Annotated in this window: 10 protein-coding genes; 5 read left to right on the top strand and 5 right to left on the bottom strand. The window is 67.6% G+C overall.

What is annotated here, in order from left to right; translation table 11 throughout:
• Nucleotides 1–5: 5 nt before the first annotated feature.
• Nucleotides 6–2,912, top strand: coding sequence for a hypothetical protein (locus HYU53_07100; protein ID MBI2220962.1), 2,907 nt, complete (start codon nucleotides 6–8; stop codon nucleotides 2,910–2,912).
• Between the two features lie 75 nt (nucleotides 2,913–2,987).
• A complete protein-coding gene (locus tag HYU53_07095) occupies nucleotides 2,988–4,940 on the top strand; it encodes a cation:proton antiporter (protein ID MBI2220961.1) in 1,953 nt (650 codons plus the stop codon).
• Nucleotides 4,941–4,949: 9 nt separating this feature from the next.
• Here the strand turns inward: HYU53_07095 and HYU53_07090 are convergent, their stop codons facing one another.
• Nucleotides 4,950–5,636, bottom strand: coding sequence for a transposase (locus HYU53_07090; protein MBI2220960.1), 687 nt, complete (start codon nucleotides 5,634–5,636; stop codon nucleotides 4,950–4,952).
• A 99-nt stretch (nucleotides 5,637–5,735) separates the two neighbouring features.
• On the opposite strand from HYU53_07090, the gene HYU53_07085 reads away from it, so the two are divergent.
• Nucleotides 5,736–7,736: a sulfatase-like hydrolase/transferase gene (locus tag HYU53_07085; protein ID MBI2220959.1), complete on the top strand. Its 2,001-nt coding sequence runs from the start codon at nucleotides 5,736–5,738 to the stop codon at nucleotides 7,734–7,736.
• A 40-nt stretch (nucleotides 7,737–7,776) separates the two neighbouring features.
• Here HYU53_07085 and HYU53_07080 read toward each other — a convergent pair whose 3' ends face one another.
• Complete coding sequence (locus tag HYU53_07080; protein MBI2220958.1) at nucleotides 7,777–10,716, bottom strand: TonB-dependent receptor; 2,940 nt, start codon at nucleotides 10,714–10,716, stop codon at nucleotides 7,777–7,779.
• 209 nt (nucleotides 10,717–10,925) lie between these two features.
• Nucleotides 10,926–12,800: a sulfatase-like hydrolase/transferase gene (locus tag HYU53_07075; GenBank protein MBI2220957.1), complete on the bottom strand. Its 1,875-nt coding sequence runs from the start codon at nucleotides 12,798–12,800 to the stop codon at nucleotides 10,926–10,928.
• An 84-nt stretch (nucleotides 12,801–12,884) separates the two neighbouring features.
• Here HYU53_07075 and HYU53_07070 point away from each other — a divergent pair, with 84 nt between their 5' ends.
• Together HYU53_07070 and HYU53_07065 are read left to right on the top strand one after the other, a co-directional pair.
• Nucleotides 12,885–13,169 carry a 4a-hydroxytetrahydrobiopterin dehydratase gene (locus tag HYU53_07070; protein ID MBI2220956.1) on the top strand — a complete coding sequence of 95 codons (285 nt, stop codon included), beginning with the start codon at nucleotides 12,885–12,887 and terminating at the stop codon, nucleotides 13,167–13,169.
• Nucleotides 13,169–13,636, top strand: coding sequence for a MerR family transcriptional regulator (locus HYU53_07065; GenBank protein MBI2220955.1), 468 nt, complete (start codon nucleotides 13,169–13,171; stop codon nucleotides 13,634–13,636). Before HYU53_07070 ends, HYU53_07065 begins: the two co-directional genes overlap by 1 nt.
• Here HYU53_07065 and HYU53_07060 read toward each other — a convergent pair.
• Both HYU53_07060 and HYU53_07055 read right to left on the bottom strand, forming a co-directional pair.
• A complete protein-coding gene (locus HYU53_07060; protein ID MBI2220954.1) occupies nucleotides 13,626–13,907 on the bottom strand; it encodes a BMC domain-containing protein in 282 nt (93 codons plus the stop codon). The two genes, HYU53_07065 and HYU53_07060, sit on opposite strands and share 11 nt — an antisense overlap.
• 73 nt (nucleotides 13,908–13,980) lie before the next feature.
• Entirely contained in the window at nucleotides 13,981–15,084 is a 1,104-nt protein-coding gene (locus HYU53_07055) for an alanine racemase (GenBank protein MBI2220953.1), read from the bottom strand.
• Between the last annotated feature and the right edge of the window lie 103 nt (nucleotides 15,085–15,187).

Below are 15,187 nucleotides of genomic sequence, written 5' to 3'. Positions count from 1 at the left end.
CAGTCATGATCTCGGATTCCCGCACCATCGCGCTCGCCCTGGTGTTGATGCTGGCGCACGGCTCTGCCGTTTCGGCGGCCCGGCAGACGGAAACGGCCGCGCGCGCCCAGAAACAGGATGAGGCGTACTCGAAGCGCATCCGCGAGATTACCGCGGATCCGCGCGTCATCACCGAGCTGGTGGATCACCTGCCGGCATCGAGCACGGTGCCGTCCCCCTTGAAGTTCTTCAATCGCGTGATCGGCGAGCCGGGCCACCTGACGTACTACAAGGACATCCTGCGGTACCTCGAGGCGATCGACAAGGCCTCGGATCGCGTCACGATGTGGACGATCGGCAAGAGCGACGAAGGGCGCGACATGGTGGCGCTGGCGATCGCGGACGAAGCGACGATCAGGTCGCTCGACAAGTACAAGCACATCACGGCGCAGCTCACCGACCCGCGCACGCTGACGGAGGCGAGGGCGCGGCAGCTGATCTCGGCGGGCAAGCCGATCTACTACGCGACCGGCAGCATCCATTCGCCCGAGACGGGCAGCCCGGAAATGCTGATGGAGCTGACCTACCGCCTCGCGGTGGAGGAGACGCCGTTCATCCAGACGATCCGGAACAACTCGATCGTCATGATCACGCCGGCGACCGAAGTGGATGGCCGCGACAAGCAGGTGGACAACTTCTACTACCAGAAGACGACGGGCAGGACGCCGCCGCCGCTCGTCTACTGGGGCCACTACGTCGCCCACGACAACAACCGCGACGCGATGGGCGCGGCGCTGAACCTCACGCGGAACATGCTCGGCACGTTCCTCGCGTGGCATCCGACCATCTGGCACGACCTCCACGAGTCGGTTTCGTACCTGTACACGTCGACCGGCAGCGGCCCGTACAACGCCTCGCTCGACCCGATCCAGATCGACGAATGGTGGCTGCTCGCCAAGACCGAGACGAGCGAGATGGCCAAGCGCGGCGTACCGGGCGTCTGGACCTATGCGTTCTATGACGGCTGGGTGCCCAACTACCTGTTCTTCATCGCGAACATGCACAACTCGATCGGGCGCTTCTACGAGACCCAGTCGTATCGCGGCGAGAACTACGATCTGACGCTGCCGCCGACGACCACCTCGCGCGAGTGGTACCGGGCGAACCCGCCGCTGCCGTCGATCAAGTGGGGCCCCCGCAACAATGTCAACATGCAGCAGAGCGCGCTGCTCATCGCGATGAACTACGTGGCGCGCAACCGCGAGCTGTTCCTCGAGAACTATTACCTGAAGAACAAGCGGGCGGTGGAGAAGGGCAGGAGCACCGCGCCGTACGCGTGGGTCATCCCGGCGCAGCGCCGCCGGGTGGAAGCGGCCGAGCTCGGCAACCTTCTGCGGCTGCAGGGAGTCGAGGTTCACGTGGCCACCGGCGAATACTCCGGCGGCGGCGTGACGGTGGAGTCCGGCGACTTGATCGTCCGGATGGACCAGCCCTACCGCACGGTCGTGGACATGCTGCTCGACGTGCAGAACTACCCGGCGGCGAACCCGCGCCCGTACGACGACACCGGCTGGAGCTTCCCCCTGCTGCGGAACGTCAAGGCGGCCCGCGCGACCGACCGGTCCATACTCGACGCGCCGATGAGGCTCGTCACGCAGGACATCACGGTGGCGGGCGAGATGGTCGGCACCGGCGACACGCTCATCGTCGAGCACACGACGGACAACACCCTCGTGACGTTCCGGTTCGCGAACAAGGACGTGAAGATGCTCGCGGCCGAGGAGGCGTTCGAGGCGGCGGGACGACGGTTCGCCGCCGGCTCGTTCATCGTCCCGAATGCGGATCGCGCGACGCTCGGAGCGTCGCTGAAGGCGCTTGGTCTCGTGGGGCACGCCGTGCCCGGCATGCCGGCGGTGAAGGCGCACGAGCTCGACCTGCCACGCATCGGGTACGTCCACTCGTGGGCGCGCACGCAGGATGAAGGATGGGTGAGGCTCGCCTTCGATCGCTTCAAGGTGCCGTACACCTATTTCGCCGACCAGAAACTGCGCGAAGGGAATCTGCGTGCGAAGTACGACGTCATCGTGCTCCCGCACATCGGCGGCGATGCGCAGGCGCAGGTGAACGGGTTGCCGATGATCGGCGATCCGATCCCCTATAAGAAGTCGGAGCTGACGCCGCATCTCGGCGTGCAGGATTCGAGCGACGACATTCGCGGGGGCATGGGCCTGCCGGGGCTGGTGAATCTCGCGGCGTTCGTGCAGGAGGGAGGCACGCTCATCGTCGAGGGTTCGACCAGCACCATTTTCCCGGAGTACGGTCTGACGGCGGGCATCACGGTCGAAACGCCCCAGAATCTGTTCGTGCGAGGGTCGGTGCTGAAGGGGATCTTTGCGGACCGCAAGAGCCCGATCGCCTACGGGTACGACTCGAACGCGCTGGCGATCTACTTCAACCAGGCGCCGGTCATCCGGGTCGCCGGTGGGGGCATCGCCGGATTCGGCGGCGGGGGTGCGCAGATTCCGGGCGTGGGCCAGAACCTCACACCGAACGCCGTCATGCCGCCGCTTGCGGAACTCGACAGCGAGCCGCGGCCGCAGCGGCCGATGGCCGATGAAGCCGCCGAACTTCGCCAGATGGCGCGCGCGTTCGGCTTCAACATCGATGACCGCGTGCCGCGCGTGGTCCTGCGCTTTCCGGCCGATCCCGCCGACATGTTGCTGTCCGGCGTGCTGGTGGGTGGCCAGTCGCTCGCCGGCCGGGCGCTCGTGCTGGACGCGCCGGTCGGCAAGGGACATGTCGTCATGTTCGCCAACCGCCCGTTCTGGCGCTGGGAGACCCAAGGCAGTTTCTTCCTGGGTTTCAACGCGATCCTGAACTGGAACGACCTCGACGCCGGCAAGACTGCCGAGCGACAGACGACATCCCGGTAGGTCATTGCAGATCCCACGATCCCGGATCCCGCAATCAGTCATTCGTGGGATCTGCGATCGTGGGAGTGAGATCCCATGTCGGAACACGCCCTTCTTGCCGGCCTGATCCCGGCCTACGCCGTCGCGCTCGTCCTGATCGTTCTCTTCGCGCGGCTGCGGATTCCCGCCATCGTCGCCATGATTCTCGCCGGGATCGCCGCCGGGCCGCACGGGTTGGCGTTCGTCGCAACGCAGTCCGAGGTCGATCTCATGGCCGAGATCGGCATCGTGCTCCTGTTGTTCACCGTCGGGCTTGACTTCTCGCTCGCCGAGATGCGCCGCCTGTGGCGCGCGACGCTGGCGGGAGGGCTCCTCCAGGTGACGGTCACGGCAGGCCTGGTGGCGGCGCTGCTTGTCGCGTTTTCCACCGTTGCGCCGCGCGTGGCGGTGTTCGCCGGCCTGTTTGTGTCCTTGTCCAGCACGGCAATCGTCCTGAAGGAAATGGGTTCGCGCAACGAACTTGGTTCCCCTGCAGGGCGCCTGACGACGGGCGTGCTGCTGTTCCAGGATCTTTCGATCGTCGTGCTGCTGCTGATGGTGCCGATCCTCGCCGGGCAGGCGCCGGCCGGCAGGGCGGGAGAAGCGCTGCTGCGCGCGGCTGTCGCGCTCGCGATCGTTGCCGGCGTGGGCCGGCTGGTGCTGCCGCTCTTCGTGCGTTGGGTCCTGCGGAGCGGGCGTCGCGAAGCCTTTCCGCTGGCGATCCTGCTCGCGAGCGTCGGAACCGCGTGGGCCAGCTCGCTGTTGGGCGTCTCGATGGCGCTCGGCGCTTTTCTTGGCGGGCTGGTGCTGGCAGAGAGCGAGTTCAGCCACCAGGCCCATGCGGAAATCCGGCCGCTGCGTGACATCCTGTCCAGCCTCTTCTTCATCTCGCTCGGAATGCTGCTGCACCCCGCGTTCGTGCTGCGCGCGTTTCCGTGGATAGCGGCGGCGCTTCTCACGATCGTGGTCGTCAAGGCCCTTGCGGCCGCCGCCGTGCTCATGCCGTTTGCGCCGAGCGCGCGAGTGGCGATTGCCGCCGGCATCGCCCTCGCACAGGTGGGGGAATTCTCCTTCGTGTTGGGCCGCGCCGGCCTTCAGGCCGGGTTGCTGCCGCCGGACGTGTGGCAGACGCTGCTTGCCGCGAGCATCGGGACCATGATGCTGACGCCGGCGCTGCTGGCCTTCGCGCCCGGGATCGCGGCCCGGCTGACCGGCCGTCGTCGGCCGGCTCCCCGGGAGGGACTGTCGAGCACGCTGGCCGACCACGTCATCGTGATGGGATACGGCGCCGGCGGCCGGCTGATCACGAAGACGCTGAAGAAATTTGGCGTGCCGTACCTCGTTCTCGATTTGAACGGTGCCGCCGTGCGCGAGGCGCGCACCGCTGGGGAATCGATCATGTACGCCGACGCCGCCAATCCGCACAGCCTCCGCGCCGCGGGCATCGGGCGCGCGCGTGCCCTCGCCCTCGTACTGAGCGATGCCGATGCATCGCTGCGCGTCGTCAAAGTGGCACGTGACGTGGCGCCGGCCATCCCGGTGATCGTGCGGACGCGGTATCGCGGCGAGGCCCGTCGCATGGAGGAGGCTGGAGCCACTGTGGCGGTCGCTGAAGAGATTGAAACATCCCTCGAGGTGCTCGCGCAGCTCCTCGCGCGTGTCAACATCCCGGGAAATCTCATCGAGACGACGCTCGACATGATCCGACATGAGACCGAGAGCCTGCGCCCGGTTCGTGCGCCGTCGCGGCCGATGGACGCCGTCAGCGCCATCAGCCAGTCGCCTGTCGCGACGCACGTGCTGTCGGCGGGGGACTGGGCGGTGGGCCGGACGATTGCGGACGTGAACCTGCGGGCCGAAACGGGCGCACTGGTGGTCGCGCTCGAGTCGCAGGGGCACCGCACGACGTCGCCCGCGGCGGCTGCCACGCTGAACGCCGGCGATGTCCTGTACCTGATGGGCGATCCCAGCGACATCCTACTGGCGCGGCGCCGCCTCACCCGCGGATAAGTGGGACAGTCACACTTCTGGTAGCTTCTGCGGGCCGCCCGCCGGGCGATGAGGGGGTCGTACCGTCGATTCGAGCCCGTACCGCCGAACCGTCTCTTCGACCCACTCCTCTGATCCATACGGTACTCCGCGCTCGGCCGATTGACGCAGCCGCTGGAGAGCCTCGATAGAGAACGGCTCGTTGACAATGTCCGCCCAATTTGATGGGCGTGGGCAGGGCCACGCCGACACTATTGTGCGGCCATCGCCGGTCGCTGTTCGGTTCAGGCTCGACCACGGCCAGTCCTCAGCCCGCTCGACCAGGTTGGCCCGCGCGGCATTTCCTTCGACATAGCGCAGCACCGTGAGCAGGTGCGTCTCGTCCTGGATTACGTAGTTCTTGTATCGGTCCTGATAAACGTGCCCGGTACCGTTCGACCGATAATGCTGGCGATAACGCCGAACGTGCACATTCATGGTCCATCGCATGTACGCAGGGATTGCGTACGCCGTGCTTGGCAGCAGGACCAGATGAAAGTGATTCCGCATCAAGCAGAAGGCCAGGATGCGGATGGCCACCCGCGTCATTCCGTCTGCCAGGATCGAGAGGAATGCTTCATAATCAGCGGGTTTGTGAAAGATCGTCGCCTTCTCGTTCCCACGGTTGAGCACGTGCTGAGGGTACGCTGCAGGAGTGACGCGTCGGTGTCTCGACATAACGGATTCGCATCACCCTTTTCAAAAACCGATCCGCCCGAAGTGGGACAGTCACACTTTCTCCGGCCGATAAGTGTGACTGTCACACTTCTGATAAGTGTGACTGTCACACTTATGGCGTGCGGCGCGCCACCGGCGTCGAAGGGCACCCCTTCGGTGCTGCTCGTCACGATCGACACGCTGCGCGCGGACCGCGTGGGGCGCGGACTGACGCCCGCGATCGATGCGCTCGCGCAGGAAGGCGTCAGCTTCACCAACACGCGCGCGACGGTGCCGCTCACGCTCCCGTCGCACGTCTCCATCATGACGGGGACGCTCCCGCCCGAACACGGCGTGCGGGAAAACGGCGTCCACCGTTTCGACGGCTCGCGCCCGACGCTCGCGCGCCTGTTCCGCGACGCAGGTTACACGACTGCCGCATTCGTGGGCGCGTACGTGCTCGACCGGCGGTTCGGGCTGTCAGACGGCTTCGAGATGTACGACGACCGTATCCCGCGCGACCCCCGGGCCCCCGCGCGCCTCGAATCCGAGCGCCGCGCGGACCAGGTCGTCGTCGCCGCGCTCAAGTGGCTGGCAGGTGCGGACGCATCGAAGCCGCTGTTTGTCTGGGTGCATCTCTACGATCCCCACGCGCCCCACGCGCCGCCGGCCGAGTTCCTGAAGACCGCCGGTCATCGTGCGTACGAGGGCGAAGTGGCGTTCGCCGACTCGCAGGTCGGCTCGCTCATCCGCGACGTTCGCAGAAAGGTCGGCCCTGATCTCGTCGTGGCGCTCGCAGGCGATCATGGCGAGGGCCTCGGCGAGCACGGCGAGGCGACGCACGGGATGCTGTTGTACGACTCGACGCTGCGCGTGCCGTTCATCGTCGCCGGGCCCGGTGTCCAGGGCGGCACGCGCAACGACGCGCCCGCCAGCCTGCGCGACCTTGCGCCGACGCTGCTGGCGCGCGCCGGCCTGCAGGCGCCCGCGACGATGACCGGCGTCGATGTGATCGCCGGAGCGTCGACGGACATCTACGCGGAAACGACCTACCCACGCGCGGCGGGATGGAGCCCCGTGCGGGCTCTCGTGGACGATCGCTGGAAGCTGCTCTCGTCATCCGGCCCGGAGCTCTTCGACCTTTCCCGCGATGCCGGTGAGAAAGAGAACGTCGTCGCACAGAACGCGTCGGTCGCGGCGGCGATGCGAACGCGCCTGGATCGGATTTTCGAAAGCGCCAGGACTTCGCCATCCGCGACGCCCGATGCCGCGGACCGCCTGCGCGCGCTCGGCTACGTGGCGGCCGCGCCGTCGGGCCGCACGCCCGCGGGCGCGCCGAACCCGCGCGATTTCATTTCAGCGTGGAACCGATTCGAGCAGGCGTTATCCCTGACCGCCTCGGGACGCAGCGCGGAGGCACTGGCCGATCTCAGAACGCTCGCGGCAAGCTTTCCATCGGCGCGGGTGTTCCAGGCATCGTACGCGCAGGCGCTCAAGGATACGGGCCGAACGCCGCAGGCGCTGCAGTTCTATCGCCGTCTTGTTTCACGCTGGCCCGATGACGCCACGCTGTTCCACGGTCTCGCCCTCGCGGCTCGAGCGGCCGGCGAACGGGTGGAGGCCATGAAGGCGGAGCAGGCGGCTCTCGCGCTGGCGCCCGACGACCCGAACGCGCACAACGGCCTGGGGCTGCTACACGCCGACGCCGGCCGAGCCGCTGACGCGGCGGCGGCCTTCGAGCAGGCCACCCGGCTCGATTCGAACAACGCCTCCTTCTGGACGAATCTGGGCAACGCGCGCCGCGAGACAGGTGAGCTGGCAGCCGCATCGACGGCGTATCAGCGCGCGATCGATCTCGATCCCCGCTACGCGGACGCGTCGAACGGGATGGGCGTGATCCTCGTCCAGCAACAGCGTCCCATGGACGCCATTCCGTTTTTCGAACGCGCGATCGCGTACGACCCCGCGTTCCACGAGGCGCGGTTGAACCTGGGGATTGCCCTGCAGGAGAGCGGAGAAACGGCACGAGCTGCCGAGCAGTATCGCAAGGTGGTCGGTGCCGCACCGGCGGGCTCGCGCGAAAAACGGGCGGCGAGCGAGTTGCTCGCCGCCCTCCGATAGACCTGAACCCTGAACCCTCAGCCCTGACCCTTGACCAGGATCAGAACGAGAACCGGAACCCGACCTGGCCGACGCGCTGCTCTCCCGCCTGGAAGTCGCCCGCGTAGGTGGTCGGCTGCATGAACAGCGGATTCGGGTTCCCGGCCAGCAGGCGGCCGGCACGGAACCCGGTCGGGTTCTTGGCGTTGAACAGGTTGAAGATCTCGCCAATCGCCTCGATCCGCGCGTTCCCGTAGATGCGGAACGCACGCGACACGCGCAGGTTCATCTGCGTGCGCCACGCCCCGCGGCCGCAGTTCCACGTCTCGCAGTTGCCGATCTCCTTCGGCGGGTTACCGACCCCGTCGAACTGATACGCCTTGTCCGGCAGGTCGTTGTTCTCACCGTTGCGGTTCCGATCCACGCCCTCGGTGAGCGACACGGGCAGCCGCGATCGGTAGATGAAGAACGGCGAAATCGTGAAGCCCTTCACCAAGAACACGCCGGCGATGGTGCCCGAATGCCGCGCGTCGGTGCGTGAGGTGGGCCCGTACGTCCGCGGGTCGTCGAAGAGCAGCTCCGCCTCCTGCAGGTTGTTGGAGTTGAGCTCGTCGGCCGCCGTGCCGATCTGGCTCTTCGCCTCCGCGAGCGTGTAGGTCAGCGTCAGGTCGATGCCGTCCATCATGCGACGCTTGAGACCGAACATCGCCGCGGTGTACTTGCTTTCCGCGCGGCTGATCGCTCCGCGCGTGCCAGCCGCGTTCGGGTTCAGGCCCACGAACGCCAGCCGCCGGGGCGCGGTGGGCTGCCCCACCGGCCGCGTGTTGATGCGCGGCCGCGTGTTCAGATCGCGGCCGTCCGCCCGGACGAAATCGAACGTGAACACCGTGCTCGCCATCAGCTCGTGCGACCAGCCCACCGCCGTCTGGCGCGTGTAGGGCATCTGCAGCCGCGGGTCGAGCCACTGGCCGATGAGCGGCAGCGAGTTCGGATCCGCCTGGTTCTGGCTCGTGATGTTCGAAATGGGCTGACCCACCTGGTAGAACGACCCGTTCGGATTCCGAATGCCATTCGGGTTGTCCACGTTGAAGACGGAACCCGAGCCGATGCCCGTCGCGTCGATCGCCGGGAACAGCACGTTCGAGTTCGTGTAGCCCATGTCCATGTAGATGCCCCAGCCGGCGCGGACGACGTCCTTGCCGTCGCCCCTGACGTCCCAGGCCATCCCGACGCGCGGCTGCCAGTTGTTCGAGTCTTCCTTCGGATCCTTGCCGGCGTTCTCGAGGCCTTTGATACCGGCCAGCAGGCCCGCGCGTCCGGCGTTCTGGATCGCGACGAAGTTCGGGTTCTTCGCCTGATCGATCTGGTAGCCGTCGATGTAGTCGTATCGCAGCCCCAGATTGAAGGTCAGTCGCGACGTCGCCCGGAAGTCGTCCTGGATGTACCACGCGTACTGCTTCAGCGGGATGTTCGCCTCGGCCGCGCCACCGTTCCGGGTGACGGTCGAGAGCGGCCCGTTGAGGTCGTTCGTCAGGTGGTTGTACGTGAAGTCGTTCGTGCCGGTGTTGAACGTGATGAACAGGCGCGGTTCGTTGATGAAGTTCACGCCCGTCTTGAAGTCGTGGCCCAAACCGCCCATACCCTCCATGTGCCACGAGAAGTCATCGCGGAACTGCCACTTCTTCTGTTCGGTGGTCTGGGGCGTATTGCCGTTCTGCCCGATCGACACGCCGTTCGGGAAGTTCTGCGTCGGGTCGCCGCTGTTGGCGCCGATGTGGTTGCGGAAGTCCGCGTACTGGAAGATGAACTCGTTCAGCCGCGATCCGCCCAGCACCCAGTTGTGGTTCAGGTTCACCGAGTTGAAGGAGTTTTCGCTCGTCCCCCAGTTGCTCGGCACCGACCGCGTGCCCGCCCCGTACGGCTGCGAGTTCGTGTTGCGGCCGTAGCGCACCGAGAGGTAGTGCTGCGCGTTGAGCTGCGAGGTCATCTTGCCGGTCAGCAGCGTCTCGCGGTAAGGCGTGCCGAACACGCCGTCCTGGTCGGGGAAGAGCCCGAGCGTGTTGACGACCTGGAACGTGTCCTGCTGGGTGCGCTCGAACGCGCCGAAGTAGTGCGCCTTGTCTCGCACGATCGGTCCGCCGAAGCTGCCGTCGTACTGGTACCGGCGGTAATCCTGCTTGTCGGTCTTGGCGAGCCGCTCCGTCTCGGTCTTCGCGTTCATCGCATCATCGCGGAAGAGCGTGAACCAGCTGCCGTGCGGGTCGTTCGTGCCGCTCTTGGTGACGATGTTCATCACGCCGCCGTTGCTGCGGCCGGCCTCCGCCTTCGCGCGCGAGGTGACGAAGTTGAACTCCTGGATGGCCTCGAGCGGAAACAACTGCAGCAGCCCGCCGACCGTGTCGTCGTTGTTGTCGCCGCCGTCAATCTGGTAGTTCAGATTGCGGCCGTTGCCGCCGTTGATCTGCGGCGAATACTGCGTGCTCTTGGTCGGATCCGAGTGGAACCCCAGTCCGACGCCGGGAATCGTCGCCGCCAGGTTCGCGAACTGGCGTCCGTTGAGCGGCAGGTTCTCGATCCGCCTCACGTCGACGACGCCGCCCACCGAGGAGGCCGTCGCTTCGATCAGCGGCGACTCGCCGGTGACCGTCACGTTCTCCTGGACGCCCGCAAGCCGCATCGCGACGTCGATCGTCAGCGTCTGGCCGACGTTCAGCACGATGCCCTTCCGCTCGTTCCTGCCGAAGCCCGCGATCTCGGTCACCAGGTCGTAGTTGCCGACCGGCAGCGCCGTGAGGCGATAGATGCCTTCGCCGTCGGTCGTCGCCGAGCGCGAGAACCCGGTGTCGACGTTCTTCGCGGTCACGGTGGCGCCCGGCAGGGCGGCCTGCTGTTCGTCAACGACGCGGCCAGAGATGTTGCCGCTCGTCTGCTGCGCCGACGCCATGCCCGCCGCCAAAAGCAGCGCGGTCACGAACGTTGCGCACTTCGTGAAATCGCGCATTCGTTCCCTCCTCCTCTTGAGTGGATCGGGCGGTGGGAGGAGCAACGGACGCGCCAGTGCGAAGGCCGCTGTTGGCCCTGGCACAAGTGGTTACCCGGCAGGTACTTAGGTGAGCACTCCGGCAGCGGTGTGAGACGGCTCACACGCGGCCCATCCAACCCGTTGGATGGCCGGCGACGGAAAGTGGGACTGTCCCCCTTTTCCTGCCCCTACTGAAGCGTGCGGACGAGCCGCTCCACTTCCGCCCGCTGCGGCGCACTGGGCGGGAGGCGCTCCAGGAGCGCCTGCGCCTCGCGCCGGGCGGCACGGCGGTCCCCGCTGCGTGCGTACGCCAACGCGAGATGGAACCGCGCCTCGTGCAGACCTGGATCGATCGCCAGCGCCTCGCGAAGCGCCGCGGCGGCGCCCGCCTGATCGCCAAGCGCGGTGCGTGCGATCCCGATGTTCGCGAGGACGACCGGATTCTGCGGCTCGCGCGCCCTCGCCTCTTCGAGCGTCTCGAGCGCGTCGGCGGCGGCGCGGCGCCGGCCGAGGCACGTCGCCCGTCCGAGATGCGCGTCGGCGCCCGCCAGCCCGCCCGCGATCGCGCGAACGAAGAGGGGCTCCGCCTCGTCGCACCGTCCGGCCTCGAGGCGCAGGTACGCGAGCCGCACGTTCGCCTGCGGGTTGTCCGGATCCGCTGCGAGGATCGATTGCAGCGCCCGCTCGAGCGCGCCGCCGCGCAACTCGCCGGACAACACTGCGGCGATCGCCGCCGCCAGCTCGCGCGCGTCTTTGGGATCGCGACGCGCGGCGGCCGCCGTGCCCGCTCGCGTTCCCGATGCGTACCCGAGTGCCTGGAGACGGCGACGGGCGCCTGGATCGACGCTCGCGGGGGCCGTCGCAAGCTCAGCGCCCGAGATCCTCTCCACGCGGGCCGCGAGGTCCGCCGCGACCGCCGGCTCCCGATCGATCACGTTGCTCAGTTCCGCGGGATCCGTCTCGACGTCGTAGAGCTCCGGCCGCGGCGCGGCGATGTATTTCCACTGGCGGGAACGCAAGGAGCGGAGGCTGCTCCAGCCGAAGTCGACGAGCGGAGCGAATGACTCCGAGTAGAACCACCCCGCGCGCCTGGCCTCACCAACGCGTGGTTCGGCCACACGCAGATCGATGCCGTCCGCGTCCCACCTCTTCAGTCCGGCGAGCGAGGCCAGCGTGGGGGCCACGTCGGCGAGCGACACCGGTGCCGATTCCCGGCGCGCCACGACACCGGGCCCGGCGATGACGAGCGGCACGCGCAGCGTCGTGTCGTACACGAAGACGCTGTGGGCGATCTCGCCGTGCTCGCCGAACGCTTCACCATGATCGCCCGCCGCGACGATCGCCGTTCCGGCACGTCGCGGGCCGAGCGCATCCAGTAGTCGCGCGACCTGCCGGTCCGCCTCGGCGACTTCGTCCGCATACCGGTCGCGCGATGGTCGCCCGTCGCCGGCATCGCCGTACGGCGCGTGCGGCTCGAAGAGATGCACCCACGCGAAGAATCGCTCGCGTGGGTGCGCCCGGATCCATGCGATCGCCTCGCCGACCGTCTCCCGCCCCGGCCGCTCGTTGGCGAGCCGTCCGTCCGGGCCCCGCGGCATGCGGTCCGAGTACAGCTCGAAGCCGCGGGACAGCCCAAAGCTGCGATCGAGCGGAAATGCCGACACGAATGCGGCCGTGCGAGCGCCCGCTGCGGTGAACGCCCCGGCGAGGGACGCCGCCCCGGCCCGCATCGCGATACCGTTGTGCCGCGCCCCGTGCCCGGGCGGGTACAGCCCGGTCAGCAGCGTGGCGTGGGACGTGAGGGTGATGGGCGCCGCCGCGAAGGCGCGCTCGTAGAGCACCCCCTGGCGCGCGAGGCTGTCGAGGGCGGGCGTGCGCGCGGCGACGGCGCCGTACGCGCCCACCGCGTCTGCGCGCAGCGTGTCAATCGTGATGAGAAGAACGCTCGCTGCGGGAGGCGCAGCCGCGCGCGGCGCGGGTGACGTTCGCGGGCGCGACACCGCCAGCCACGCCACGGCCGCGGCAAGCAGGACTGCGAGCGCAACGAGCCCCCGTCGCAACATGTGGCTGCCACCAATTTATCCCACGCATCGGAAAACTTCGTGGCAGACGCGCGACCCGCACTACCATTCGACTGGGAGCGTCACATGAGGAAACTCACGACGGACGAGGCGCAGGCGCGGCTTGGGTCGCTCAAGAACTGGACCCTGGAGGGGGATGCCATCCGCAAGCAGTACGTCTTCGGATCGTTCCGGGAGGCCGTGTCGTTCACGGTCCGTCTTGCTTTCGAGGCCGAAGAGGCAGACCATCATCCCGAGATCGCCATCAGCTATAAGCGGGTGACGCTGGTCTATTCCACGCACGCCGCGGGCGGCCTCACCGAGAGGGACTTCGCAGGAGCCGCGGCTGCGGATCGCATTTCCTGGGTCTGATGGAACTGAAAAAGAGCTACAGCGCGCGGGAAGTGGCCGCACTGACCGGGCTGACCGCCCGCCAGCTTCAATGGTGGGATGAGAGCCACCTCGTCGCGCCCACCGTGTCGCCGCGGCGCACGGAGGCCGGCGGCTACACGGAACGCCGGTATTCACCGCTCGATCTGATCGAGCTGATGGTGCTTGCCGACCTGCGGCGGCACGGGCTCACCGTCGGTAAGATCCGCCTGCTTCTGGCGACGCTGCGGGATCGCTTCGGCGTCCGGCTGTTTGAAACGATCGGTGACGGGGGCAAGTTGACGCTCCTCACCGACGGGCGCGACGTGTACGGGCGCACGTCGCACGGAGAGGTCTTCAATCTGCTGAAGGCGCCGGATCAGCCGCTGCTGGTCGTGGGAACCGAGCGGAAGCTCCGCGAGCTGACCGCGCGGGCGCGGAAGAAGAAGCGGGAGAAGATCAGCCGATAGGGAACACCTTGTCGAGGCCATCGGCGGGCCGCGGGATCACGTGCACGCCGACCAGTTCGCCCACGCGGCGCGCCGCGGCCGCCCCGGCGTCGGTCGCCGCCTTCACCGAGGCGACATCTCCCCGCACGATGGCGGTCACGAGACCAGCGTCGACCTTCTGCCAGCCCACGAACGTCACGTTGGCCGTCTTCACCATCGCGTCCGCCGCCTCGATCATTCCCACCAGCCCGCGGGTTTCCACCAGGCCGAGCGCTTCACCGTAGTCGGGCATGTCCTCATTATAGGGGGACAGTCGCCCTTTCCCAGGCTGCGGCTTCGGAAAGTGTGACTGTCCCCCTTATTCCTCACGCCTCGACCCGCAGAGCCTCAAGCACCTCGAGTCCTTCCACGAGCTGCACGTCGTCCACGAGGTTCGACACCGTGCACGCGTGGTTGGGCAGCACGCGCACGAGATCTCCCGGTCGCAGGCGGCACTCGCGCGAGGCCTTCACGGTGGCGTGCTCTTCAGACAGGCGCTCGATGAGCAGACCTTCGTCCAGGACGTCCGACTCCAGATCCGTGAAGACTGCGCCGAATCCCTGCGGTGCGCCGAAGCCGCGTGCTCCGTCGGAGGTCAGCGTCTTGCTGCCGCAATCGAGGATCACGCGGTCGGGCGCCGGCCGGCTGACGACGCGGGCGAGGACGGTGAGGGCGCAGTCCTCGAGCCGCGCGGCCCCGAGACCCACCTGCGTGCGGTCGAAATACACGTAGTTGCCGGGCCTCAGCTCCGTGAGGCCGTCGAGCTCCAGGCTGAATCGGGCTGTTGGTGTCGCGCCCACGCTGATCTCCGGCGCGTCGAGCCCGGCGTCGCTCGCAAGCCTCACAAGCCAGTCGCGCTCGCGTGTCGCGATCTCCCGGAGTTCTTTGTCCGATCGCGCGTGATACGACTGCCCCGCGTGACTCAACAGGCCGAGCAGTCGCAGCGCCGGCAGATCAGCCACAGCGCGCACGACGTCCGCGGCCCCGCGCGCGCCCGGATCGATGCCGCACCGGTGGAAGCCGACATCGACCTTCACGAGCACCTCGAGTTCCCGTCCGGCGGCGCGCATCGCCTCCGACCATCCGCGGGCCACGTCGAGATCGTCGACGACAATCGACACGCGCGTACGCGACATGAGCGACACGACGCGAGGCGCGTTGACCGGGTGGACGGGATACGCCAGCCGGATATCGGTCACGCCGGCCGCGGCGAACACCTCCGCTTCGCCCGGCTTCGCGCAGCAGATTCCCTTCGCGCCGCGCTGAACCTGCAGCTGCGCGATCTGCGGAATCTTGTGCGTCTTGGCGTGGGGCCGCAGGGCCAGACCGCGGGCCGTCGCAGCCTGCTGCATCCGCCCGATGTTGGAGAGGATCCGCCCGCGATCAACGAGGACCCGGGGCGTCGCCAGCGAGGTCAATTTCATGCTCACGGACCGAGTGTAGCCGACCCAACCCTGCAATTCCCCGCTCAATCCTGTAACAGGCGGCCCCCAATGTGCGCTCCGCACAACACGAATGTCCGCAGGTCAAACC

This window comes from Acidobacteriota bacterium (assembly GCA_016184105.1).
GTDB lineage: Bacteria > Acidobacteriota > Vicinamibacteria > Vicinamibacterales > 2-12-FULL-66-21 > JACPDI01.
This window is presented reverse-complemented; position numbering and strand designations above follow the sequence as displayed.